Origin of the sequence: Bradyrhizobium sp. ORS 375 (assembly GCF_000239775.1) — a bacterium.
Classification (GTDB): Bacteria; Pseudomonadota; Alphaproteobacteria; order Rhizobiales; family Xanthobacteraceae; genus Bradyrhizobium.
In genome coordinates, this window is the sequence record NZ_CAFI01000467.1 from 1 (window position 1) to 21,535 (window position 21,535).

Annotated in this window: 17 protein-coding genes and 1 pseudogene; 4 read left to right on the plus strand and 14 right to left on the minus strand. The window is 65.6% G+C overall.

Annotation, left to right across the window (positions count from 1 at the left end):
* Positions 1–99: 99 nt before the first annotated feature.
* The 11 genes from BRAO375_RS31815 to BRAO375_RS31865 form a co-directional block, all read right to left on the minus strand.
* Positions 100–639, minus strand: a complete 540-nt coding sequence (locus BRAO375_RS31815) for a hypothetical protein (RefSeq protein WP_009031538.1) — start codon at positions 637–639, stop codon at positions 100–102.
* 130 nt (positions 640–769) lie between these two features.
* On the minus strand, positions 770–2,173 hold the full coding sequence (lpdA, locus tag BRAO375_RS31820; RefSeq protein ID WP_009031539.1) for a dihydrolipoyl dehydrogenase: 1,404 nt from the start codon (positions 2,171–2,173) through the stop codon (positions 770–772).
* A 45-nt stretch (positions 2,174–2,218) separates the two neighbouring features.
* Positions 2,219–2,965 carry an SDR family oxidoreductase gene (locus tag BRAO375_RS31825; protein ID WP_009031540.1) on the minus strand — a complete coding sequence of 249 codons (747 nt, stop codon included), beginning with the start codon at positions 2,963–2,965 and terminating at the stop codon, positions 2,219–2,221.
* Positions 2,966–3,031: 66 nt separating this feature from the next.
* Complete coding sequence (gene odhB / locus BRAO375_RS31830) at positions 3,032–4,270, minus strand: 2-oxoglutarate dehydrogenase complex dihydrolipoyllysine-residue succinyltransferase (RefSeq protein WP_009031541.1); 1,239 nt, start codon at positions 4,268–4,270, stop codon at positions 3,032–3,034.
* 144 nt (positions 4,271–4,414) lie between these two features.
* Positions 4,415–7,372, minus strand: coding sequence for a 2-oxoglutarate dehydrogenase E1 component (locus BRAO375_RS31835; RefSeq protein ID WP_009031542.1), 2,958 nt, complete (start codon positions 7,370–7,372; stop codon positions 4,415–4,417).
* Between the two features lie 136 nt (positions 7,373–7,508).
* Entirely contained in the window at positions 7,509–8,393 is an 885-nt protein-coding gene (gene sucD, locus BRAO375_RS31840) for a succinate--CoA ligase subunit alpha (protein ID WP_009031544.1), read from the minus strand.
* A 55-nt stretch (positions 8,394–8,448) separates the two neighbouring features.
* Positions 8,449–9,645, minus strand: a complete 1,197-nt coding sequence (sucC, locus tag BRAO375_RS31845; RefSeq protein ID WP_009031545.1) for an ADP-forming succinate--CoA ligase subunit beta — start codon at positions 9,643–9,645, stop codon at positions 8,449–8,451.
* Between the two features lie 126 nt (positions 9,646–9,771).
* Entirely contained in the window at positions 9,772–10,740 is a 969-nt protein-coding gene (gene mdh, locus BRAO375_RS31850; RefSeq protein ID WP_009031546.1) for a malate dehydrogenase, read from the minus strand.
* 227 nt (positions 10,741–10,967) lie between these two features.
* Entirely contained in the window at positions 10,968–12,149 is a 1,182-nt protein-coding gene (gene zapE, locus BRAO375_RS31855) for a cell division protein ZapE (RefSeq protein WP_009031547.1), read from the minus strand.
* A 155-nt stretch (positions 12,150–12,304) separates the two neighbouring features.
* Positions 12,305–12,844: an RNA 2',3'-cyclic phosphodiesterase gene (gene thpR, locus BRAO375_RS31860; protein ID WP_009031548.1), complete on the minus strand. Its 540-nt coding sequence runs from the start codon at positions 12,842–12,844 to the stop codon at positions 12,305–12,307.
* Between the two features lie 205 nt (positions 12,845–13,049).
* Positions 13,050–13,682 (minus strand): arylesterase, encoded by a 633-nt coding sequence (locus tag BRAO375_RS31865; protein ID WP_009031549.1) that lies wholly within the window; start codon positions 13,680–13,682, stop codon positions 13,050–13,052.
* Between the two features lie 55 nt (positions 13,683–13,737).
* On the opposite strand from BRAO375_RS31865, the gene BRAO375_RS31870 reads away from it, so the two are divergent.
* The 4 genes from BRAO375_RS31870 (at position 13,738) to BRAO375_RS31885 (ending at position 18,791) form a co-directional block, all read left to right on the plus strand.
* Positions 13,738–14,472, plus strand: a complete 735-nt coding sequence (locus BRAO375_RS31870; protein ID WP_035643256.1) for an ABC transporter ATP-binding protein — start codon at positions 13,738–13,740, stop codon at positions 14,470–14,472.
* The gene (locus BRAO375_RS31875; RefSeq protein ID WP_009031551.1) at positions 14,469–17,039 is read left to right on the plus strand and encodes an ABC transporter permease; all 2,571 of its coding nucleotides are present in this window, start codon (positions 14,469–14,471) and stop codon (positions 17,037–17,039) included. The genes BRAO375_RS31870 and BRAO375_RS31875 overlap by 4 nt, the downstream gene beginning before the upstream one ends.
* A 278-nt stretch (positions 17,040–17,317) precedes the next feature.
* Positions 17,318–18,109 (plus strand): Bax inhibitor-1/YccA family protein, encoded by a 792-nt coding sequence (locus BRAO375_RS31880; protein ID WP_009031553.1) that lies wholly within the window; start codon positions 17,318–17,320, stop codon positions 18,107–18,109.
* Positions 18,110–18,263: 154 nt separating this feature from the next.
* Complete coding sequence (locus tag BRAO375_RS31885; protein WP_009031554.1) at positions 18,264–18,791, plus strand: GNAT family N-acetyltransferase; 528 nt, start codon at positions 18,264–18,266, stop codon at positions 18,789–18,791.
* A 27-nt stretch (positions 18,792–18,818) separates the two neighbouring features.
* On the opposite strand, the gene BRAO375_RS31890 is transcribed toward BRAO375_RS31885, so the two are convergent.
* The 3 genes and pseudogenes from BRAO375_RS31890 to BRAO375_RS31900 form a co-directional block, all read right to left on the minus strand.
* Positions 18,819–19,184, minus strand: coding sequence for a DUF2794 domain-containing protein (locus BRAO375_RS31890; RefSeq protein WP_006609304.1), 366 nt, complete (start codon positions 19,182–19,184; stop codon positions 18,819–18,821).
* A 425-nt stretch (positions 19,185–19,609) separates the two neighbouring features.
* Entirely contained in the window at positions 19,610–20,392 is a 783-nt protein-coding gene (locus tag BRAO375_RS31895; RefSeq protein ID WP_009031555.1) for a DUF1223 domain-containing protein, read from the minus strand.
* A gap of 189 nt (positions 20,393–20,581) precedes the next feature.
* Positions 20,582–21,535: pseudogene (locus tag BRAO375_RS31900) on the minus strand (aconitate hydratase); the annotation flags it as partial.

Consider the following 21,535-nt stretch of genomic DNA (forward strand, 5'->3'; position numbering starts at 1 on the left):
TTCCGGGTTCAATCGCCAGCGCGCGGTTGCGCGCTGACGATTGCCCCGGAATGACGGTGATCGTGGCCGGACGATTGACGCCGCGACGATGAAGAAACGCTACCGCGCCTGGACGCTACGGCGGAAGCGGAGGATCTGGCGGACGACACGGGACGACCAGCCGTTGGTGTTGCCGCGGAACAGATCGTTGACGACCTCGCGGATGCGCTGCTTGATCGGATCGACCAACTCGGCCGCCCGTCGGCGCAAGGTCAGCACGGCCTCGTAGAGCCAGGCGAACCAGCCCATCTGCAGCAGCTTCGTCCGCGTGACGTCGAAGATGAAGGCGGTGATGCCGACGCCGGCCATCTTGCCGAAGATGATCGTGACCAGCGCCAGCTTCCACTGGTGGTGCATCAGCAGCCACATGCCGAGCAGCTTGAGCGGAAACAGCAGCACGACCGGCACGGCGAAGACGACCAGGGTCAGCGCCGGCGACAGCGTCTCGATCCGCGCGGCGAGCCAGTGCTTGAGGCTGCGCAAAGGGATCGCGGCGACAATGCGCGCCACGATCGGCTCGAGGTGGTCCCACAGCCATGCTTCGATCAGAAAGATGATCGCGAGCAGGACCCAGAACGGCTGAAGCAGGCGGCGCAGCATGGCACTCCATCTCGGCCCCGGCCTCAGCATCGAGGCCGCCATGACAATGCGACCTCGCATCTTGCCGTTTGGTTCAGCGTAGCCGGCAGGCCATTTTGTCGCACCTGCCGATCACGCCGCCGGGCGCCGGTCACATGTGGATGGCACGCTTGCCCACCGCAAGGGCGGCTTCCTTGACGGCCTCCGAGCGGGTCGGATGGGCGTGGCAGGTGCGTGCGAGATCCTCGGCCGAGCCACCGAACTCCATCAATACGGCGGCTTCGTGGATCAATTCCCCGGCCTCGCGGCCGATGATATGCGCGCCGAGCACGCGATCGGTCTTCGCATCTGCGAGGATCTTCACGAAGCCGTCAGTGGTCTGGTTGACCTTGGAACGGCCGTTCGCGGTAAACGGAAACTTACCGACGGTATAAGCAACTCCGGCCTGCTTCAGCTCATCCTCGGTCTTGCCGACGGAAGCGACTTCCGGCGTGGTGTAGACCACGCCCGGAATGACGTCGTAGTTCACGTGGCCGGCCTGGCCGGCGAGGATCTCGGCGCACGCGACGCCTTCGTCCTCGGCCTTGTGCGCCAACATGGGACCCGCGACGACGTCGCCGATCGCGTAGACGCCCGGGACGCTGGTCGCGAAATGATGATCGATCTGGACGCGGCCGCGATTGTCGAGCACGACGCCAGCTTCCTGCAGGCCGAGGCCGTCGGTATAGGGCACGCGGCCGATCGCGACGAGCACGACATCCGCCTCGATCTTCTCGGCCGCACCGCCGGCGGCAGGCTCGATCGTCGCCGCCAGCGTCGCGCCGGACGTATCGACGCCGGTGACCTTGGCGCCGAGCCTGAAGGCGAAGCCCTGCTTCTCGAGGATGCGTTGGAACTGCTTGGCGATCTCGCTGTCCATGCCGGGCAGGATACGGTCGAGGAATTCGACCACGGTGACCTTGGCGCCGAGGCGGCGCCAGACGGAGCCGAGCTCAAGCCCGATCACGCCCGCGCCGACCACCAGCAGGCTCGACGGCACCTTGTCCAGCGCCAGCGCGCCGGTCGACGACACGATGCGCTTCTCGTCGATTTCGATGCCCTTGAGGCGCGCGATGTCCGAGCCGGTGGCGATCACGATGTTCTTGGTCTCGACGGTCTGCGCGGAGCCATCATTGCCGGTGACCTGCACCTTGCCGGTGCCGAGGATCTTGCCCTTGCCGACGAGCACGTCGATCTTGTTCTTCTTCATCAGGTACTCGACGCCCTTGACGTTGCCGTCGATGCCCTGCTGTTTGAAGTTCATCATCGCCGGCAGGTCGATCTCCGGCGCGGGCACCTTGATGCCCATCTTGGCGAAGGAATGCCCGGCCTCCTCGAACAGCTCCGAGGCATGCAGCAGCGCCTTCGAGGGCATGCAGCCGACGTTGAGGCAGGTGCCGCCGAGCGTCGCATTCTTCTCGACCACGGCCACCTTCATGCCGAGCTGCGCCGCGCGGATGGCGCAGACGTAACCACCGGGTCCGGTGCCGATGACGACGAGATCGTAAGTAGCCATGATCGAATGTTCCGTAAGCTTTGTAGTCAGAGATGATGACGGTCGTCAGCGTCCGCCCGACACGTCGAGAATGGCCGAAGTGACATAGGAAGCCTCGTCCGACAGCAGCCAGACGATGGCATTGGCGATTTCCTCCGCGGTGCCGACGCGCTTCATCGGCACCATGGGGGCAAGACGATGGGCCCGATCGGGTTCACCGCCCGAGGCGTGAATGTCGGTATCGATCAGGCCGGGACGAATCGCGGCGACGCGGATCCCTTCGTTGGCGACCTCGTGACCGAGGCCGACGGTGAAGGAATCGATCGCGCCCTTCGAGGCGGCGTAGTCGACATAGGTGTTGGGCGAGCCGAGCTTGGCCGCGACCGACGACAGATTGATGATCACCCCGCCCTGGCCGCCGTGCCGCGTCGACATCCGCTTCACGGCTTCACGTGCGCAGAGAATGCTCCCGGTGACATTGACCGCCATCAAGCGTTCGATGCGTTCCGCGCTCATCTCGTCGACGCGCGTGGTCGGGCCGACGATGCCGGCGTTGTTGATGAGAGCGCCGAGCGTGCCGAATTTATCCGCCGCCTTGAACAGAGCGAGGATGTCGTGCTCGCGGCCGACGTCGCATTTCACCGCGATGGCCTTGCCGTTCTTGGCCTCGATCGCGGCGACCGTGCTCTGCGCCGCGGCCTCGTTGGAGGCGTAGCCGACCACGATCTTGAAGCCGCGCGCTGCGGCGGCGATTGCGGTGGCGCGGCCGATGCCGCGGCTGCCGCCGGTGATCACTGCAACCCTGTCGGTCATGATGGCCCCCGTTAGGTCTGAGGCGCGCCTCTCAGCGCGCCCCATGTGGTCAAATCGTCGCTCGGCTTAGAGATCCAGAACGAGTCGCGCCGGATCTTCCAGGCTTTCCTTGACGCGCACCAGGAAGGTCACCGCTTCCTTGCCGTCGATGACGCGGTGATCGTAGGACAGCGCCAGATACATCATCGGGCGCACCTCGATCTTGCCGCCGACCACGACCGGCCGCTCCTGGATCTTGTGCATGCCCAGAATGCCGGACTGCGGCGCGTTCAGGATCGGCGTCGACATCAGCGAGCCGTAGATGCCGCCGTTGGTGATCGTGAAGGTGCCGCCCTGCATCTCGTCGATCTTGAGCTGGCCGTCACGAGCGCGGCGGCCGAAATCGGCGATGCCCTTTTCGATGTCGGCGATCGACTTGTGGTCGCAGTCGCGCACGACCGGCACGACCAGGCCCTTGTCGGTGCCGACGGCGACGCCGATGTGATAGTAGTTCTTGTAGATGAGATCGCTGCCGTCGATCTCAGCGTTGACGGCCGGGATGTCCTTCAGCGCCTGCACCACAGCCTTGGTGAAGAAGCCCATGAAGCCGAGCTTGGAGCCGTGCTTCTTCTCGAACACGTCCTTGTACTGGCTGCGTAGCGCCATGACGTTGGTCATGTCGACCTCGTTGAAGGTCGTCAGCATCGCCGCGGTGTTCTGCACGTCCTTGAGGCGGCGCGCGATGGTCTGGCGCAGCCGGGTCATCTTGACGCGCTCTTCGCGGGCGGCGTCATCGGCCGGCGACGGCGCGCGGACCTGCACAGAGGCGGCGGGCTGATTGACCGGGGTCGGCGCCGAGGCGGCGCGCTCGATCGCGGCCAGCATGTCGCCCTTGGTGACGCGGCCGTCCTTGCCGGAGCCCGGAACGGTGGTGGCATCGACGCCGCTCTCGGCCGAGAGCTTGCGCACCGACGGCGCCTGCGGCGTATCGGCGGGCAGCGCCTTGGCGGGCGCGGGCGCGGCAGCCGGAGCAGCGGCGGGCTTGGCCGGAGCCGGGGCGGGAGCAGCAGCGGCCGGCTTGGCAGCCGCCGCGCCATCATTGATCTGGCCGAGCAGCGCGCCGACGGCGACGGTCTCGCCATCCTTGGCGATGATCTCGCCGAGCGTGCCGGCCGACGGCGACGGCACCTCGATCGTCACCTTGTCGGTTTCGAGCTCGACGAGCGGCTCGTCGACGGCGACCGCGTCGCCCGCCTTCTTGAACCAGCGGCCGATGGTGGCTTCGGTGACGGATTCACCGAGCGTCGGAACGCGAATGTCAGTCATGGTCTCTATCCTCAATAACCCGTGCGGTCATAAAGCCCGTCCGTCATCGCCTTGCGGCGAGCAAGCGATGCGGTACGGGCAATCAACGCGATGGACTTGGTACTCGCGCCCCGCAAGGAGTTGCGAGGCGCTTCAAAGGCAGGTTCAGTTCAAGGCTTCGTCGAGCAGCGCCTTCAACTGGGCGAGATGCTTGGACATCAGGCCCGTGGCGGTCGCAGCCGACGCGGCGCGGCCGGCATAGCGCGGACGCTTGCTCTTGCCGCCGGTCTGGTTCAGCACCCACTCGATATACGGCTCGATGAAGTGCCAGGCGCCCATGTTGCGCGGCTCTTCCTGGCACCACACGACCTCGGCGTTCTTGAAGCGGCCGAGCTCGGCGACCAGCGCCTTGAGCGGCACCGGATAGAGCTGCTCGATGCGCATCAGATAGATGTCGTTCAGCCCGCGCTTCTCGCGCTCGTCGTAGAGGTCGTAATAGACCTTGCCCGAGCACAGCACGATGCGGCGGATCTGATCGTCCGGCACCAGCTTGGTCTTGTCGTCCGCCTGCATCTGGGCGTCATCGTACAGGATGCGGTGGAACGTCGTGCCCTTGGCCAATTCCTCGAGCCGCGACACCGCGCGCTTGTGGCGCAGCAGCGACTTCGGCGTCATCACGATCAGCGGCTTGCGGATCTCGCGATGCAGCTGGCGGCGCATGACGTGGAAGTAGTTCGCCGGCGTGGTCGGATAGACCACCTGCATGTTGTCCTCGGCGCAGAGCTGCAGATAGCGCTCCAGGCGCGCCGACGAATGCTCCGGACCCTGACCCTCATAGCCGTGCGGCAACAGGCAGACGAGGCCGGACATGCGCAGCCATTTGCGCTCACCCGAGGAGATGAACTGGTCGAACAGCACCTGCGCGCCGTTGGCGAAGTCGCCGAACTGCGCTTCCCACAGCGTCAGCGCATTCGGCTCCGCCAGCGAGTAGCCGTATTCGAAGCCGAGCACGGCCTCTTCAGACAGCAGCGAGTTGATGACCTCGAAGTGGCCCTGCTCGCTCGCCAGGTGGTTGAACGGCGTGTAGCGGCTCTCGTCCTCCTGGTCGATCAGCACCGAATGGCGCTGCGAGAAGGTGCCGCGCTCGCAGTCCTGGCCGGATAGCCGCACCTTGTGGCCTTCGAGCAGCAGCGAGCAGAACGCCAGCGCCTCGCCGGTCGCCCAGTCCAGGCCGATGCCGCTGTCGATCGCCTTGGCGCGGTTCTCCAGGAAGCGCTGGATCGTGCGGTGCAGGCGGAAGCCGTCGGGCACCTTGGTGATCTTGCGGCCGATCTCCTTGAGGCGGTCGATCTCGACGCCGGTGACGCCGCGCCGGGCTTCCTCTTCCTGGTCGGCGGACTTCAGGCCCGCCCACTTGCCGTCGAGCCAGTCGGCCTTGTTCGGGCGATAGGAGGTGCCGGCCTCGAACTCGGCATCGAGCCGGGCGCGCCAATCGGCCCGGGCCTTGTCGACCTCGCCTTCGGTCATGACACCTTCGGCCACCAGCCGCTTGGAGTAGATCTCCAGCGTCGACGGGTGGGCGCCGATCTTCTTGTACATCACCGGCTGGGTGAACGCGGGCTCGTCGCCTTCGTTGTGACCATGCCTGCGATAGCAGAACATGTCGATGACGACCGGCTTGTGGAATTTCTGCCGGAACTCGGTCGCGACCTTGGCGGCAAACACGACGGCTTCCGGATCGTCGCCGTTCACATGGAAGATCGGCGCGTCGATCATCTTGGCGACGTCGGACGGATACGGCGACGAGCGCGAATAGCGCGGATAGGTCGTGAAGCCGATCTGATTGTTGACGATGAAATGAATCGAGCCACCTGTCCGGTAGCCCTTCAGGTCGGACAGCGCGAAGCACTCGGCCACCACGCCCTGGCCGGCGAACGCGGCGTCGCCATGCATCAGCAGCGGCAGCACCGAGATGCGCATGTCAGGCGGATCGCCGTGCTGGTCCTGCTTGGCGCGGACCTTGCCGAGCACCACGGGATCGACGATCTCGAGATGCGACGGGTTCGCGGTCAGCGACAGGTGGATGCGGTTGCCGTCGAACTCGCGGTCCGAGGAGGCGCCGAGGTGATACTTGACGTCGCCGGAGCCTTCGACCGCGTCGGGATTGGCCGAGCCGCCCTTGAACTCGTGGAAGAGAGCGCGGTGCGGCTTGCCCATCACCTGGGTCAGCACGTTAAGCCGGCCGCGATGCGGCATGCCCAGGACGATCTCCTTCACGCCGAGATTGCCGCCGCGCTTGATGATCTGCTCCAGCGCCGGGATCAGCGACTCGCCGCCGTCGAGGCCGAAGCGCTTGGTGCCGGTGAACTTGACGTCGCAGAACTTCTCAAAACCCTCGGCCTCGACCAGCTTCTGCAGGATGGCGCGACGGCCCTCGCGGGTGAACGAGATCTCCTTGTCCGGCCCTTCGATGCGCTCCTGGATCCAGGCCTTCTGCGCCGCGTTCGAGATGTGCATGAACTCGACGCCGAGCGTCTGGCAGTAGGTGCGCTCGCAGATCGCGACGATCTCACGCAGCGAGCCGTATTCGAGGCCGAGCACGTGATCGAGGAAGATCTTGCGGTCGTAATCGGCCTCGGTGAAGCCGTAGGAGCGCGGATCGAGCTCCTCGCGGTTCTTCGGCGCCTCGATGCCCAGCGGATCAAGCTTGGCGTGGAAGTGGCCACGCATGCGGTAGGCGCGGATCAGCATCAACGCGCGGACGGAGTCGCGGGTGGCCTGGTTGACGTCGGCCGGCGACAATTCGACGCCCTTGGTTTGCGCCTTGGCCGCGATCTTCTCACCGACCTTCTTCTCGACCACGGCCCAGTTGCCGTCGAGCGCGGAGGTCAATTCGTCGCGGGGGGAGACCGGCCAGTTGCTGCGCGCCCAGGAGGGGCCCGAGGCGTTCTTCTGAACGTCGGCCGGCGCATCCTTCAGGCTCTTGAAGAACTCCTGCCACTCCGGGTCGACCGAAGCGGGGTCCTTCTCGTAGCGCGCGTAGATCTCATCGATGTAAGTGGCATTGGTGCCCTGCAGAAAAGACGACAGGGCGAAGGCGGCGTTCGCATCTTGGCGAGACATGGTAGCGTCCTGGTAATTTCGATGCGCCCATCAAAAACGGCGCAATGCCTGACCCCGTGGAAGGGGTCAGGCTCGGGTTAGGACGGTTTACCTTATTCTTTGTAAAGATGCGCCCCGAAAAGTACTAAACCCTGAATCAGGACTTCAACTTTTCGACGAGCGTCTTGCCGAGCCGCGCGGGCGACGGAGACACAGTGATACCAGCGGCTTCCATCGCCGCCGTCTTCGAGCCGGCATCGCCCTTGCCGCCAGAGATGATCGCACCGGCATGGCCCATGCGGCGGCCGGGAGGGGCGGTGACGCCGGCGATGAATCCGACCATCGGTTTCTTGCGGCCGCGCTTGGCTTCGTCCTTGATGAACTGCGCCGCGTCCTCCTCGGCCGAGCCGCCGATCTCGCCGATCATGATGATCGACTCCGTCTTGGGGTCGGCCAGGAACATCTCCAGCATGTCGATGAACTCGGTGCCCTTGACCGGGTCGCCGCCGATGCCGACCGCGGTGGTCTGGCCGAGGCCTTCCGAGGTGGTCTGGAACACCGCCTCATAGGTCAGGGTGCCGGAGCGGGAGACGATGCCGACCGAGCCGGGCTTGAAGATGTTGGCCGGCATGATGCCGATCTTGCACTCGCCGGCGGTCATCACGCCCGGGCAGTTCGGCCCGATCAGGCGCGACTTGGATCCCACAAGCGAGCGCTTGACGCGGACCATGTCCAGCACCGGGATGCCCTCGGTGATACAGACGATCAGCGGGACCTCGGCGTCGATGGCTTCGCAGATCGCGTCGGCGGCGCCCGGCGGCGGCACGTAGATCACCGAGGCGTCGGCGCCGGTGGCCTCGCGGGCCTCCTTGACGGTGTCGAAGACCGGCAGGCCGAGATGGGTCGAGCCGCCTTTGCCCGGCGAGGTGCCGCCGACCATCTTGGTGCCGTAGGCGATCGCCGCCTCGGAGTGGAAGGTGCCGTTCTTGCCAGTGAAGCCCTGGCAAATGACCTTGGTGTTCTTGTCGATGAGAATGGACATCGTGCTTTCTCTAAAAGCGTTGCGGTGAGGAAATGGCGAGCGCCTGGACCGGCGCTCAGCCTCCCTTGACGGCCTTGACGATCTTCTGCGCGGCGTCGTCGAGATTGTCGGCGGGCAGCACGTTCAGACCGGACTCGCTGATGATCTTCTTGCCGAGATCGACATTGGTGCCTTCCAGGCGCACCACCAGCGGCACCTTCAGGCCGACTTCCTTCACCGCGGCCACGACGCCCTCGGCGATGACATCGCACTTCATGATGCCGCCGAAGATGTTGACCAGGATGCCCTTCACGTTCGGGTCGGCGGTGATGATCTTGAACGCCGCCGCGACCTTCTCCTTGCTGGCGCCGCCGCCGACGTCGAGGAAGTTGGCGGGCTCCATGCCGTACAGCTTGATGATGTCCATCGTCGCCATGGCCAAGCCGGCGCCGTTGACCATGCAGCCGATGGTGCCGTCGAGCGCGACGTAGTTGAGGTCGTATTTCGACGCCTCGATCTCCTTGGCATCCTCCTCGGTCTCGTCGCGCAGCGCGACGACTTCCGGATGCTTGAACAGCGCGTTGGAGTCGAAGGACACCTTGGCGTCGAGGACGCGCAGTTGGCCCTGCTTGGTCACGACGAGCGGGTTGATCTCAAGCATCGCCATGTCCTTGGCGACGAACGCGGTGTAGAGCTGGGTGGTCAGCTTCTCGGCCTGCTTGGCGAGGTCGCCGGTGAGCTTCAGCGCCTTGGCGACGGCGCGGCCATGATGGCCCATGACGCCGGTGGCCGGATCGACCGAGAAGGTGATGATCTTCTCAGGGGTGCTGTGCGCGACGTCCTCGATGTTGACGCCGCCCTCCGTCGACACCACGAACGCGACCTTCGAGGTCTCGCGATCGACCAGCAGCGACAGATAGAATTCCTTGTCAATGTCCGAGCCGTCCTCGATGTAGAGGCGGTTGACCTGCTTGCCGTCCGGGCCGGTCTGCACGGTCACCAGCGTGGCGCCGAGCATCTGCTTGGCGAAGGCGTTGACCTCGTCGATCGACTTGGCGAGGCGGACGCCACCCTTGTCGCCGGCCGAAGCTTCCTTGAACTTGCCCTTGCCACGGCCACCGGCGTGGATCTGGCTCTTCACGACCCAGACCGGACCGCCGAGCGTCTTCGCCGCTGCATCCGCGTCCTCCGGACGGAGAACCGGCACGCCCTTGGAAATCGGCACGCCGAACTCGTGCAGCAGTGCCTTGGCCTGATATTCGTGAATGTTCATAAGCGCTTGCTCCCCGAACCCCCGCTGGGGTGGTGACGTCTATAAGTGTTTTGCGGATGCTTGGTATACCATATACCAAGCATCCTGCAACTGATCGGAGCGGGCTAACCGCCCGCCTTGCTACCTTCAGCGGCCGAGCAGGTCGGGCGCGATCTTCTTGCAGGCGTCGACCAGGCCCTGCACGGCGGCGACCGACTTGTCGAACGCCTCACGATCCTTGCCGGCCAGCTCGATCTCGACGATGCGCTCGACACCCTTCGAGCCGATCACGACGGGAACGCCGACATACATGTCCTTCACGCCGAACTCGCCATTGAGGTGAGCGGCGCAGGGCAGCACGCGCTTCTTGTCGCGCAGATAGCTCTCGGCCATCGCGATCGCCGACGCCGCCGGCGCGTAGTAGGCCGAGCCGGTCTTGAGCAGGTTGACGATCTCGGCACCGCCGTTCCGGGTGCGGTCGACGATCTCGTCGATCCGCGCCTGCGAGGTCCAGCCCATCTTGACGAGATCGGGCAGCGGAATGCCGGCGACGGTGGAGTATTTGGTCAGCGGCACCATGGTGTCGCCATGGCCGCCGAGCACGAAGGCGGTGACGTCCTCGACCGAGACGTTGAACTCATCGGCCAGGAAGTAGCGGAAGCGGGCGGAGTCGAGCACGCCGGCCATGCCGACGACCTTCTTCGCGGGCAGGCCCGAAGCCTTCTGCAGCGCCCAGACCATCGCGTCGAGCGGGTTGGTGATGCAGATGACGAAGGCGTCGGGGGCGTACTTCTTGATGCCGGCGCCGACCTGCTCCATGACCTTGAGGTTGATCGACAGCAGGTCGTCGCGGCTCATGCCCGGCTTGCGCGGCACGCCGGCGGTGACGATGCACACCTTGGCGTTGTCGAGCGCCTCGTAGGAGTTGGCGCCGGTGTAGTGGGCATCGAAGCCGTCGACCGGCGACGACTGCGCGATGTCGAGTGCCTTGCCCTGCGGAACGCCTTCGGCAATATCGAACATCACGACGTCGCCGAGCTCCTTGAGACCGACGAGGTGAGCCAGCGTTCCGCCGATCTGACCGGAGCCAATCAAAGCAATCTTGTCGCGCGCCATGGCAAATTTTCCTTTGAACCCGAAGGGGTGAGGGAGGTTGAAAAGTCGAGTGGCTGGTTATCCCTTTCGCCCGGGCCGTTCAAGTCACGCTATGGCCAATTGACGGGCGTGCCTTGATTTCGATCAGGACCGGGCGCGGGTGCTGATAATCCCTTTCAGCATGATGGACGTGGCCTTTTCGCGGCTGTGTGCCCGGCGGCGGGCGCTGCCCGAGAAAGCGGTGTTTGTCAGGTTTCGACCAGGCCCGTAGAAGTCCCGGAGGCGGCCGAGTCCTTCCGGCCATGCGGCAAAGCCAGGTAGGACTCCGAACCCATCTCGATCAGCCGCGACGAGGTGCGCTTGAACTCCATGGCCTCGATGCCCTCGGTCGCGACGTAGAGCGAGATCGGGTCGGCCTCGGCCGAGGCGATCAGCTTCACCGCGTTGTCGTAGAGCGTGTCGATCAAGGTGATGAAGCGCTTGGCGGCATTGCGCTCGGCCAGATCCATCACCGGGACATGGTCGATCAGGATCGTATGATAGTCGTGTGCGAGCCGCAGATAGTCCGAAGCCGCGAGCGGCTTCTCGCACAGATCGGCGAAGCCGAAGCGGGCGACGCCGTTCGCCGAGCACGGGACGTGCAGGATGCGCCCCTTGATCGTCATGTCGCGCGGCTTGCACTTGGCATGACCCGTCAGCCGGCCCCAAGCCTTGTCGAGCGCGGCGCGCGCATCGACGTCGGCCGGCACCAGCCACATCTTGACGCCGGCGAGCTTCTCGAGACGGAAGTCCGTGCGCGCATCCAGCCGCGCCACGTCCATGTGGTCGGCGATCTGCTTGATGAAGGGCAGGAACAGCGCGCGGTTGAGGCCGCCTTTGTAGAGATCCTCCGGCGCGACATTGGAGGTCGCCACCACCACCGTGCCGAGCTCGAACAGTTTTGCGAACAGCCGTCCCAGGATCATCGCGTCGGCGATGTCGGTGACGTGGAATTCGTCGAAACAGAGCAACCAGGCCTGGTCGAAGATCGCCTGTGCCGTCAGCGCGATGACATCGGCATCGGCGAGCTCGCCGCGCGCGATGTTCTGGCGATAGCCGTAGATGCGCTCATGCACCTCGGCCATGAACTCGTGAAAATGCGCGCGGCGCTTGTGCTCCACCGGACAGTTCTGGAAGAACAGGTCCATCAGCATGGTCTTGCCGCGGCCGACCTCGCCATGGACATAGAGGCCGCTCGGCGGCTCGCTCTTGTCGGAAAAGAGGCGACCGAACAGGCTCTGCTTGCGTGCGGGCTTGTAGGTCGAAAGCCGGCGCTCCAGCGCGGCCAAGGCATCGGCGACCTCGGCCTGGGCCGGGTCGGCTTCGATCGCGCCGGTGTCGACCAGCGACTGATATTGCGCGCGGAACGCGTCTGAGGGAGTGGACAGCATGAGCCCACTCTAGGTCATGAGACTAACGGAAAATGCAATCCGCAAATGGTGGAAGCCGCCATGCAGCCGGGCCGTGGGATCGTGGTATATGGCACGCAAACGCCGCTGAGGGAGTTAGTCCGCGGCTAACGACGTCTGACGGAGCCGCCGCAACCTTAGGCGGCGCACAGATCGTAGGCGTCCTCCACCACATAGGGTCCGCCTCCCGTGGAAGCACGGGACGAGAACAGCACGAAGCGCTCGGCCATGAACACCCGGCTCGGGAAGTAGCCGCGGACCGAAAGATAATCGGCCACGTCCTGGCTGGAGGCATCGTGCAGCCGCGCGAGCGTGACATGGGGCACGAATTTGCGCCCCTCCGGGTCGAGCCCGATCCGCTGCATCATCCGCTCCAGCTCGGCCTGCAGCTCGATCAGCGGCCGGCTCGGCGCAATGTTGGCGACCACGGCGCGCGGCTTGCGGCCGCCGAAGCTGGAGAGGCCCTGCACCGTCACCTCGAACGGCTTGCGGTTGACCCGCCACAGCATCGCGGCGATCTCGTTGGCGGAGGCACCGTCGATGTCGCCGATGAAGCGCAATGTCACATGATAATTTTCAGGATCGATCCAGCGGGCGCCGGGAAGGCCACCCCGCAGAGTGGAGAGGGTCTGTCCGACCTCGGTCGGGATCTCCAGCCCAGTAAACAGACGCGGCATCGTTTCAGGACTCCCGATGCTGGAGGCTGATCTCGAAAGGTGACGAGATCATGCCTTGACGAGATGATCGACGACGAATCGCCAATGCAACATTCCTACCGAACTTATATGACTCCGCGACGGAGAGGACGTTAACGCGGTGAAAACCTGCGGAAAACCCGGTCCTTAAGGTTATCGCAACTGTCCGGCCGACGGCTTCGTTCCTTCATTGCCCACGAAGCGGACGCAGGAATGCTTCCACCGTAGGCAGCATCCGGGACACGATGATGTCCACGCCGGCAGCCGTGGGGTGAATGCCATCGGCCTGGTTGAGCTTGGCATCGGCAGCAACGCCGTCGAGGAAGAACGGGTACAACGGCACGTCGAACTGCTTGGCGAGATCGGGGTAGATCGCATTGAATTTCGCGGCGTAGTCGCTGCCGTAATTCGGCGGGGCCAGCATGCCGCACAACATCACGGCAATGCCGCGCGCCTTCAGCCGGGTCACGATCTCGGTCAGCGCCTTGCGGGTGACGCCGGGGTCGATGCCGCGCAGGGCGTCATTCGCGCCGAGCTCGACGATGACAGCCTCGGTGCCATCGGCTACCGACCAGTCGAGCCGGTCGCGGCCACCCGAGGAGGTGTCGCCGGACACCCCGGCATTGGTGAGGTCGATCGGCAGCCCCTTGGCCTGCAAGGCCTTTTGCAGCTTGGCGGGGAAGGAGTCCGAGGCGGACAGGCCGAGGCCCGCGCTCAGGGAATCGCCGAGCACGACCAGCTTGATCGGCTTGCCGGCCTCAGTGCCCGCGAACGCTGGTCCGACTGTCATCAAGGCGAGCATCGACACGAGTATGTGCACGAAGATGCGTCCGCGCCCCTCGACCCGGCTTGCGGAGTTGCCATATGACCGAGCCATGGACAGTCTCATCGAAACCTCGCGTTTGGCCGGCACTGCGCCGGACACCATTACCATCTCGAACGTCAACCTTTCGCTCGGCACCGGCGCGGCGCGGGTTCATATCCTCAAGGACATCAGCCTGCGGGTGGGACAGGGCGAGACGATCGGCCTGATCGGCCCCTCGGGATCGGGGAAGTCCACGCTGCTGATGGTGATGGCGGGGTTGGAACGTCCTGACAGTGGTCAGGTGGTGGTCAACGGCACCGCTTTCAATGCCCTGGACGAGGACGCGCTGGCCCGGTTCCGCGGCCGCCAGGTCGGCATCGTCTTCCAGTCCTTCCATCTGATCCCGACGATGACCGCGCTGGAGAACGTCGCGGTGCCGCTGGAGCTCGCCGGTCACGCGGGCGCCGCCGAGCGCGCCGCCCGCGAGCTGGAGCAGGTCGGGCTCGGCCATCGCCTGCATCACTATCCGACACAACTGTCCGGGGGCGAGCAGCAGCGCGTCGCGCTGGCCCGGGCGCTGGCGCCCGATCCGGCGATCCTGGTGGCCGACGAGCCGACCGGCAATCTCGACGAGTCGACTGGACGGCAGATCGTCGACCTGCTGTTCACGAAGCATGCCGAGCGCGGCATGACGCTGGTGCTGGTGACCCATGACAGCGGCCTCGCCCACCGGTGCGACCGCGTGGTGCGGCTGCGCTCGGGGCGAATCGAGGCCGACGGCGCTCACGAGCCTGCCGACGCATGAGCACCCTTTCCGAACCGCTTCCTGGCCGCCGCATGGCGGCGCTGCCGGTGCGCTACGCCCTGCGCGAGCTGCGCGGCGGCCTGCGCGGTTTCTATGTCTTCATCGCCTGCATCGCACTCGGCGTGCTCGCCATCGCCGGTGTCGGCTCGGTGGCGGCGAGCCTCAACGATGGTCTCGTCCGCGAGGGCCGCACCTTGCTCGGTGGTGATGTCGCGTTCTCGCTGTTTCAGCGCGAGGCCAAGCCGGAGGAGATCGCCTTCCTGCGCTCGCGCGGCCAGGTGTCGCTCGCAGCGACCTTGCGTGCCATGGTCCGCGCTGGTGATTCCAAGCTGGCGCTGGTCGAGCTGAAGGCGGTCGACAACGCCTATCCGCTGCTCGGCAAGGCCGAGCTGCAGCCCGACCTGCCGCTCGTCGACATCCTGGCCGAACGCGACGGCGTATTTGGAGCCGCCGCCGATCCGGCGCTGCTGGCGCGGCTCGACCTCAAGGTTGGCGACATCGTCACCATAGACACGGTCCGCTTCCAGATCCGCAGCGCGCTGCAGGCCGAGCCGGACAAGCTGTCCGGCGGCATCGGCCTCGGGCCGCGTTTTCTGGTGAGCGAGGCCGGACTGCGCGCCACCCCGCTGCTGCAGCCCGGCAGCCTGGTGCGCTGGACCTATCGCGTCCGGCTGCCCGACAACGCCACCGACGACCGCGCGGCCGCCTCCTTCATCGCCGACACCCGCCAGACGCTGCCGTCCGCGGGATGGGAGATCCGCAGCCGCAGCAACGCCTCGCCGCAGCTGGAGCGGACGATCGGGCGCTTCACCCAGTTCCTGACGCTGGTCGGTCTCGCCGCGCTCCTGGTCGGCGGCGTCGGCGTTGCCAATGCGGTCAAGAGCCATGTCGACCGCCGGACCGAGGTGATCGCGGCATTCAAGGCGCTCGGCGCCACCAGCCGCGACGTGTTCGGCATCTATCTGGTGCAGGTGATGGTGCTGGCCACGATCGGTTCGATCATCGGACTCTGTGCCGGCGCCGCCCTGCCCTTCGCCATTGTCGGCCTGTTCGGCAAGATCCTGCCGCTGCCGGTGATCCCGGCGGTGCACCCGGACGAGCTGGCGCTGTCCTTCCTCTATGGCCTGCTGACAGCGTTGGCCTTCGGCCTGTGGCCGCTCGGGCGCGTCCGCGACGTGCCGGTCGCCGCGCTGTTCCGCGAGGCGGTCATCGCCGAATGGCACCGTCCGCGCTGGAGCTATCTGGCCCTGATCGCCGGCACGGTCGCACTGCTGATCGCCGTCGTCATCGGCCTGTCCTACGACAAGAAGATCGCCGCCGTGTTCGTGGTCGCCGCCGCGCTGGTGTTCGTGCTGTTGCGCGGAATCGCTGCTGTCGTGATGGCAATCGCGCGGGCCGTGCCGCGCAGCCGCTTCCCAATGCTGCGGCTGGCGGTGAGCAACATCTACCGCCCGGGCGCGCTGACGCCGTCCGTGGTGCTGTCGCTCGGGCTGGGGCTCGCGGTGCTGGTCACGATCACCCAGATCGACGGCAATCTGCGGCGGCAATTCCTGGCGCAGCTGCCGGAGCAGGCGCCGTCGTTCTTCTTCGTCGACGTGCCCTCCGGCGAGGCCGACCGCTTCCGCGGCTTCCTCAAGGAGCTGGCGCCGCAATCCACCGTCGACAACGTGCCGATGCTGCGCGGCCGGATCGTCTCCGCCCGCGGCGTTCGCGCGGAGGATCTCAAGGCGACCGCAGAGACGGAATGGGTGCTGCAGAGCGACCGCGGCCTGACCTATACCGGCGAGATCCCGAAGGGCTCCAAAGTCGTCGAGGGCGAATGGTGGGGCGACAACTACAGCGGCCCGCCGCTGGTCTCGATCGAGAAGCGCATCGCGGACGGTCTCGGTCTCAAGCTCGGCGACGACATCGTCGTCAACGTGCTCGGGCGCGACATCACGGCGAAGATCGGCAACATGCGCACGATCGACTGGCAGGGCATGGGCATCAATTTCGTACTGGTGTTCTCGCCGAACGCCTTCCGCGGCGCGCCGCACACCCACGTCGCCACATTGACCGAGGCGCGGTCAGACGCCGCCGAGGATGCCCGCGTCATCCGCAAGGTCGCCGACGCATTCCCGATGGTGACCAGCGTGCGCGTTCGCGAAGTGATGGAGACCGTTGGCTCGGTGGTTTCCAACCTCGCGCTCGCGATCCGCGGCGCCAGCGCGGTGACGCTGATCTCGGCCATCCTGGTGCTGGGCGGTGCGCTCGCCGCCGGACATCGCCATCGCGTCTATGACGCAGTCATCCTGAAGACGCTGGGCGCCACGCGGCTGCGGCTGCTCGGCGCCTACGCGCTCGAATATCTGATGATCGGCTTTGCCACCGCCGCGTTCGGCGTCATCGCAGGATCGGTCTCGGCGTGGCTGATCGTGACCCGGCTGATGACGCTGAGCTTCGCCTGGCAGGCCGGCAGCGCCGCGCTGGTGGTGCTGGCAGCGCTGGTGGTGACCGTCGGCCTCGGGCTCGCCGGTACGCTGCTGGCGCTCAACCAGAAGCCGGCAACGGTTCTGAGGAACCTCTAGCAGATTGTGCGGTCATGCCGCACGGTTAACGGGCTTTTCACGGCGCAAACCCGCGCGGAGCGACATTCAGCCGCGCGTGGAAGCTTGCACCAATTATGCTAGTTTCCCATTTAGGGAATGGGCTCAGAGGGCTGCCAAAGAGATCCGCCGGAAGATGGCGAATTTGCCGATGACGCAAATTTAATATCGATGGCAGCTTTGATGAGATAGGGTTTTTCGAGAACCGGCTGAAGGTCCTGCCAGGACCGGAGCGCCGGGCAACCAACGGGAATTCGACCATGTCGGACCTAGACCGCAACTATGCTTCACCCTTTGGCCGGGTGGCCGGGCGCGCCGATGCCGCGACCGTCGACGCCGGTCTGCGCGCCTACATGCTGCGCATCTACAATTACATGAGCATCGGCCTGGCCATCACCGGCCTCGCGGCACTGGGCGTCTACATGGCGGCGGTGACCGGCGATCCGGCGGCCGGCGTGTTCAAGTTCGGCAACGCTTATCTGACGCAGTTCGGCTACGCGATGTTCGTGAGCCCGCTGAAGTGGCTGTTCATCCTGGCCCCCCTGGTCATGGTGTTCGCGATCTCGGCCGGCATCAACCGCCTGGCGCCGTCGACCGCGCAGATCCTGTTCTGGGTGTTCTCGGCCTTGATGGGCGTGTCGCTGTCGTCGATCTTCCTGGTGTACACCCACACCTCGATCGTGCGGGTGTTCTTCATCACCGCGGCGACGTTCGGCGCGCTCAGCCTGTACGGCTACACGACCAAGCGTGACATGACGGGCATGGGCTCGTTCCTGTTCATGGGCCTGATCGGCATCGTGCTGGCGAGCCTCGTGAACCTGTTCCTGGCGAGCTCGATGCTGCAGTTCATCGTCTCGGTGATCGGCGTGTTCGTGTTCGCCGGCCTGACCGCCTGGGACACGCAGCGCCTCAAGAACGAGTACATCTACGGCTACGCCTCCGCGGGCGGCGATATCGCCGAGCGCGCAGCGATCACCGGCGCCCTGTCGCTGTACCTGAACTTCATCAACCTGTTCACGCTGCTCCTGCAGCTGCTCGGACAGCGCGACTGATCTGACCGCTCGAACGAGCGACCTCCGAAGCCCCGGCCTCACCGCCGGGGCTTTTTCGTTTGTCCGCGCTTTCGGCGCGGCGACCTCGCGGCGGGAACGGCAGCCATGCCGTGGCGATGTTGATCGGCTGCTTCGCCCTGGTATTGTTCCACCCATGTCCGACATCGAGATCCGGCCCGCCCAGGAGGCCGACCTTCCCGCCATCACCGCCATCTATGGCCAGGCCGTGCGCGAGGGCACGGCCACCTTCGAGCTCGATCCGCCGGATCTGGCGGAGATGACCCGGCGCTTCCGGGCGCTGAGCGACGGCGGCTTTCCGTATTTCGCCGCGCTGCTGGACGGGGAGGTGGTGGGCTATGCCTATGCCGGCCCCTATCGTCCCCGTCCCGCCTATCGCTTCACGGTCGAGAACTCAGTGTATCTCGCGCCGGCGAGCCAACGTCGCGGCATCGGCATGCGACTGATGCGGGCGCTGCTCGACGCCTGTGAAGCGCGTGGCTTCCGCCAGATGATCGCCGTGATCGGCGACTCCGCCAATGCCGGCTCGGTCGGGCTGCACACCGCGTGCGGCTTCCAGATGATCGGCACCCATCCGAGCGTCGGACTGAAATTCGGCCGCTGGCTGGATACTGTCATGATGCAACGGCCGCTCGGCTCCGGCGGCAGCGACATCCCGGTCTAGGCGATACAGATCGGCTGAGGCGCCGGGTCAGACCAGCGCCGGCTTCGGCGCGATCGCCAGCAGCACCCGTTCCAGCTCGTGGCCACGGCGCAGGATCAGACCGGTCGCCGAGATCACGCTGTACATGCCCTGCTTGCGCGCCAGCCGCGGATCCTTCTCGATGCGGTAGAGCGGCACCTCGGACGCGCGGCGGAAGACGGAGAACACGGCGCGGTCGCGCAGGAAGTCGATCGAGTAGTCCCGCCACTCGCCATCGGCGACCATGCGACCGTAGAGATTGAGGATGCGGTTCAGCTCGAGACGGTCGAACGTCACCCGGGTCGGCGCTGCAGCGGCATTGCGCGCCGCCGCGCGATTCTCGCTGGGGTCGGCATCCTCCGGGGTGAGGTTCATGAGCGTCCTCCTGTCATCTCTGTGACATGATCGCGCCAACCGGCGGAAGCCGCAAGGGGCGGTTTTCATTATCGAACTTGGCAGCATCCGTGATGCGCGCGAGTTCCGCGAACACGCAAGCGTCACGGGATCGTTAGCGGAATCATAATCGCGCCGCCTTTCCGCCCAGGGACTGCCCCCGACGTTAGGCATAAGATTCGTGTGCGTTGGCCCGGTCCTTTCGGTTCCGGATTCCTCAGCCCCCAGCCCCCCGGGGTCGTCAGGATCGGGTCTATTCACAAGTAAAGGCAAAGGGCCAACGCGAGTTGGTCCTTTTGCTTTTTGGGCGGGTGCTTGGGTGAGGATATTGCGACGCGCGTCCGTCATGGACGTGGGCCTATCGCGCCGTCCATCAAGCCGTCGGAACGATGAGCGGAGAGAAGAGCTCAGCGCTCGGGAGCGCGCGTCGTCGCCGAAGTTCGGGTGAGCAACGGCAGGTCCGAGCGAGCCGCACCGAGCATCAGGCCGGGCCGGTCCCGGCTGCCGTCCTGCACATAGACGACGGCGCCATCCACGCCCTCGCGGGCGATCTTCTCGAGCGGAACGCTCCAGCTCGCCGGCGACCCGTTCCAGTCCCCCAGCTTCATCAGACCGCGAACGACGTTGTAGTAGGTGAGCTCCCGGCCGCCATTCTCGCCGCGCGCGACCTGGATCGGAACGACACGGGCGATCGAGCAGACCCAGACTTCACCGTGCTTGCGCGGCGCGTGCTCGTCGGCTGCAGCGACCGAAACGGTCAGCTCCTGGCCTTCGATCGATAGGCTGACCGGCACCGACATCACGGCACCGCCTCGGCCGGTCTCCTCGATGGCGCCCTCGATCGCGTCGCGATCGCTGCCGATCACATGCACGGAGCCGTTGACCACGGCCTGCGGAGTGTAGACCTCACGATCGCCTCGCGCCCGCGAATAGGCGCGCTGCCGGGCCGTGAACCGGGAATCGGCCAGAGTGTCCTTCCAGCCGAGATAATCCCAGTAATCGATCGGCAGCGACAGGGCGATGACGGAGGGATCGCGCGAGAGGTCGCCGAGCAACTTATCGGCCGGCGGACAGGACGAGCAGCCCTGCGAGGTGAAGAGTTCGATCACCGCACGCGGGTCGGCGGCCGCCGGCCGGACGAAGGCAATGACCGCACAGACACCAAGCGCCGCGCGCGACCACCACGACATCTGTCCACTCATCGCCACTGTCCCGTCTGGACCACCGTCCGCTGCGCCCTAGCGCATCACCCTATCCGCGATGCCGTCCTCGTAGTTAACAAACCGAAAATGCAAAGGAGGCGGCCTTTGTCATAGGCCGCCTCCTTCATCACCCGCTACTCACTTCAGAGTGAGCCAAACTGTCGCATCGCGCTGTGGTTAAGCGGCGAGCTTGCGCAGCACGTAGTGCAGGATGCCGCCGTTCCGGTAGTAGTCCAGCTCGTCCAGCGTATCGATCCGGCAGAGCAGCGGCACCTGCTGCGCCGCACCGTTGGCCGAGATGATTTCGGCGGTCAGGGTCTGGCGCGGCTTCAAGTCGCCCTGCAGGCCCTTGATGGTGACCTTCTCGTCGCCCTTCAGGCCCAGCGACGACCACGAGGTGCCTTCCTGGAAGGTGAGCGGCAGCACGCCCATGCCGACCAGGTTCGAGCGGTGGATGCGCTCGAAGCTCTGGCAGATCACGGCGCGGACGCCGAGCAGGCGGGTGCCCTTGGCCGCCCAGTCGCGCGACGAGCCGTTGCCGTATTCGGCACCGGCGAACACCACCAGCGGCACGCCCTCTTCCTGGTACTTCATGGCGGCGTCGTAGATCGACATCTGCTCGCCGTCGGGCCAGTGCTTGGTCAGACCGCCCTCGGGGATGTTGCCGTCGGCGCCCTTGAGCATGAAGTTCTTGATGCGGATGTTGGCGAAGGTGCCGCGCATCATGATCTCGTGATTGCCGCGGCGGGTGCCGTACTGGTTGAAGTCGGCCGGGCGGACCTGGTGCTCGCTGAGGAACTTGCCGGCGGGCGAGGTCAGCTTGATCGAACCGGCCGGCGAGATGTGGTCGGTGGTGATCTTGTCGCCGAACAGCGCCAACACGCGGGCCTCGACGATGTCCTTGATCGGCTCAGGCTCCTTCTTCATGCCCTCGAAATACGGCGGGTTCTGCACGTAGGTCGACGACATGTTCCAGCGATAGGTCTCGCTCTCGACGGTCTTGATCTTGCGCCAGTTGGTGTCGCCCTTGAACACGTCGGCGTAGCGCTTCTTGAAGATCGACGCCTTGACGAACTTCTTGACGAAGTCGTTGACCTCCTTGGTCGTCGGCCAGATGTCCTTCAGGTAGAC